At 70.3% G+C, this 3,504-nt stretch carries 3 protein-coding genes; 1 reads left to right on the top strand and 2 read right to left on the bottom strand.

What is annotated here, in order from left to right:
- On the top strand, positions 1-2,054 hold a 2,054-nt coding region (locus tag I71_RS21275; RefSeq protein WP_042697769.1), incomplete at its 5' end, for a chromosome partitioning protein ParA.
- 19 nt (positions 2,055-2,073) lie between these two features.
- Here the strand turns inward: I71_RS21275 and I71_RS21270 are convergent.
- Both I71_RS21270 and I71_RS21265 read right to left on the bottom strand, forming a co-directional pair.
- Positions 2,074-3,129: a hypothetical protein gene (locus tag I71_RS21270; RefSeq protein ID WP_042697766.1), complete on the bottom strand. Its 1,056-nt coding sequence runs from the start codon at positions 3,127-3,129 to the stop codon at positions 2,074-2,076.
- A 73-nt stretch (positions 3,130-3,202) separates the two neighbouring features.
- Positions 3,203-3,504: FAD-dependent oxidoreductase (locus tag I71_RS21265; RefSeq protein ID WP_042697764.1), on the bottom strand; the 302-nt coding region annotated here is incomplete at its 5' end.

The following is a 3,504-nucleotide window of genomic DNA, read 5'->3' as shown; positions in this document are numbered from 1 at the left end:
GCCGAGCCGGCGCGTCCCGCAGCCGCGAGGCGCTGTCCGCCGCCCCGTCCGCGGGCGCCAGACTGCGCGCCGAGGAACGCGCGCTGCCTGAATTGCTGGAGGCGGGGGCCGGCGGACAATTCCCGCCGCTGGTCGATGCGGTGACGGTGTCGCCCGGTTATGAGGGAGCGCTGGCCGCCGCGCTCGGCGATGCGCTGACCGCGCCGCTGGATGCGGCAGCGCCGGTGCATTGGCGCATGCTGCCGGCCTATGAGGCCGTGGCGCCGCTGCCAGCCGGTGCCGAACCGCTGTCCAACCATGTGCAGGGGCCGCCCGCCGCGGCCCGTGCCCTCGCCCATATCGGCGTGGTCGCCGACACCGCGGCCGGGGTTGCGCTGGCCGCGGCCCTCACGCCGGGGCAGGTGCTGGTCAGCCGCGACGGCGGGGCATGGCGCTGGGACGGGCTGACCGTCCAGGCCGGCGCGCCGACCGCCGCCGCCATCCGGCTGAAGCAGCGCAACCGGCTGGCCGAACTGCGCGGCGAGCTGGAGCTTGCCGAGGAACAGGTCGATCTGGCGCGCGAGGCGCTGGACGCCGCCAAGCGGAGGGTGGAGGAGGCAACCCAGGCCGACCGCCGCGCCCGTGACGCCGTGCGTGACGGTTTCGCCGCGCTGAACGCCGCCCGCGACCGCCATGCCAAGCTGGCGCGCGAGGCCGACGCCGCATCCTCCCGCCTCGCCGCGCTGGTCGAGGCGGTGGAGCGGCTCGCCGCCGAGGAGCGCGAGGCCGCTGCCAGCCGTGACGAGGCGCTGGAGCTGCTGGAGGCGCTGCCCGACCCGCGCGAGGGGCGGGAGCGGGTGAACGACCAGCGCACAGCCCTGGCCGAACGCCGCGCCGTCCTGTCCGAGCGGCAGAGCGCGCTCGACCGCCTGTCGCGCGAGGCGCAGGGACGCCGCCACCGTCTGGCCGCCATCCAGGCGGAAACCGCCTCCTGGGACACCCGGTCGGCCGGCGCCGGCGGCCGCGTCGCCGAACTGCGCCAGCGCGCGGCAGAGGCCGAGGGCGAGATCGCCTCCCTCTCCGGCCGCCCGGCCGGGATCGCGACGGAGCGTCAGGACCTGTTCGACCGCACCGCCCTGGCCGAGCGCGACCGCAAGCGCGCCGCCGAGGCGCTGGCCGCGGCCGAGTCCCGGCTGGCCGAGACCGAGCAGGCCCTGCATGACGCCGAAGCGGCGCTTGCCGACGGCCGCGAGGCCCGCGCCCGCGCGGAAGCCGCCGTCTCGGCCGCCCAGCAGCAGGAGCGCACCCTGACCGAGCGCATCGCCGAACGGCTGGACTGCCGGCCGGAGGATACCCGCGCCGCCGCCGATCTCGATCCCGCCGAACCGATGCCGGATGCGGCGGCGGTGGAGGCGCGGCTGGACAAGCTGACGCGCGAGCGGGAAAACATGGGTCCGGTCAATCTGCGTGCCGAGATCGAGGCTGAAGAGCTTGACTCCCAGATCACCGGCCTGCATGGCGAGCGCGAAGACCTGACCGCCGCCATCGCCCGCCTGCGCCAGGGCATTTCCAGCCTGAATCGTGAGGCGCGCGAGCGTCTGGTCGCCAGCTTCGACGTGGTCAACCGCGACTTCCAGGAGCTGTTCACCCGCCTGTTCGGCGGCGGCAAGGCCTATCTGGAGCTGGTCAACGCCGAGGATCCGCTGAATGCCGGTCTGGAGATCTACGCCAGCCCGCCGGGCAAGAAGCTGCAGGTGCTCTCCTTGCTGTCGGGCGGTGAGCAGGCGTTGACGGCGTTGTCGCTGCTGTTCGCCGTCTTCCGGTCCAACCCGGCGCCGATCTGCGTGCTGGACGAGGTGGATGCCCCGCTGGACGAGGCCAATGTCGGCCGCTTCTGTGATCTGGTGGAGGACATCGCGCGGCAGGGCGACACCCGCTTCCTGATCATCACCCACCACCGCCTGACCATGGCGCGGGTCGACCGTCTGTTCGGCGTGACGATGGTGGAGCGTGGCGTCTCGCAGTTGGTCAGCGTGGATTTGAGTAGGGCGGAGGAACTGCGCGGGGTGGCATGAGGGAGGAAGTGGGCAACCCTCATCCCCCCCGCTTCCACACCGTCGTCTCGATATAGCGGCTCGCCAGGAAGCGGTAGGTCTGCTTCTGCAAGGCTTCCACCTTCGGCGAGCGCTCCATCGGGATCTCGTCCCAGCCACGCAGCAGGTCTTCCCACTCCAGCAGCTTGGCGCGCAGGTCGTCGCGGATCTTGCGGATGAACTGCACGGTCGGGTGGAAGTTGCGCAGGGCGCCGACGATGTCGCCGGTCTGGGCGTCGGCCTGATCGAAGATCATATCGTATTCGCGCACCGGCTTGCGGATCAGCCCCTGCATCCGGTTCAGCTCGCTGCAGAAGGTGCGGTCGGTGCGGTAGATGGTGGCGAGCTTGCCGATCGCCTGATCGATGCGGCGGATATGGCGGAATCGGTCGCGCAGAGCCTCGATGTAGGACAGTTCCTGCGCCAGATCGTCGATGCGGTCGGTCAGATATTGTTCGGCATTGTTGGTCAGCTTCAGCCGCTCGGCGATCTTGGCGAAGGCCGCCTTCATCTTTTCGTGCGTCTGCGGATCGTCCAGCAGCTGTTCCAACTGCGACTGGTCGGAAACGATGATCTCGTTCCCGGTGAAGGAGGAGACGATCTGCATGGTCAGCCGCCCTTTGGCGGCGATGCGATGCCTGTCGTCCACCGACCAGGAGGCCCGGCCGTCAAGCAGTTCGCCGGGAATTTCCTCGCCCGGCCGGATCTGCTTCACGAAGGACAGGCCCTGCTCGATGATCTCCAGCAGGCGGGCGTCGTGGCTGCCATCCTCGATCTGGAAGGACTCCATCAGGGTGGGGAAGGCCAGCGCCACCTTCAGATCGCCCAGCAGGATGTTCAGAACCGGATCCTTGCTGTTCGGATCCTGGCAGAAGAAGGCACCCGGCAGGCTGAAGACCTTGTGCTGGAAATCGAAATGGGTGTCCCGCATCGGTTGGACCAGGACATTTTCCTGCGCGGCCTTCTCGGAGATGGCGGCATCCGGGGCGGAATCCGTGTTTGGGGCCGCCGTCTCCGAGGAGGGGGGTGTTTCGTCGCTGCTGGAGATGTCGGTCATGGGCGGGCGCGGGACTCGGCAAGGGGCGGGCAGGGGAGGGGCAGGAAAGGCGGCGGTGGATTGCTTCCCCAGCCTACAGCAGATCGCGCAGACGGAACCACATCATTGCGAGCACCAGCGCCGGCGTGCGGAAGCGCCGTCCGCCGGGGAAGGGGGGGTGGGGGATGCGGGCGAACACGTCGAAGCGGCCGGCGGTGCCGCTCACCGTCTCCGCCATCAGTCGCCCGGCCATCCCGGCCAGCGCCACGCCATGTCCGGAATAGCCGTGGGCATACAGCGTCGTCGGCGACAGCCGGCCCAGATGCGGCATGCGGTTCATGGTGATGGCGACCCGGCCGCCCCAGAAATACTCGACGCGGGGCGTCTTCAGCTCGG

The sequence above is a fragment of the Azospirillum sp. B506 genome (assembly GCF_000333595.1).
Lineage (GTDB): Bacteria > Pseudomonadota > Alphaproteobacteria > Azospirillales > Azospirillaceae > Azospirillum.
Note: the sequence above shows the minus strand (reverse complement) of the source record. Positions and strands in the feature narration are given on the sequence as shown.

Coding starts and splice junctions, on each gene's coding strand:
- I71_RS21270 (WP_042697766.1), bottom strand. CDS start 3,129: ATGACCGACATCTCCAGCAGCGACGAAACACCCCCCTCCTCGGAGACG.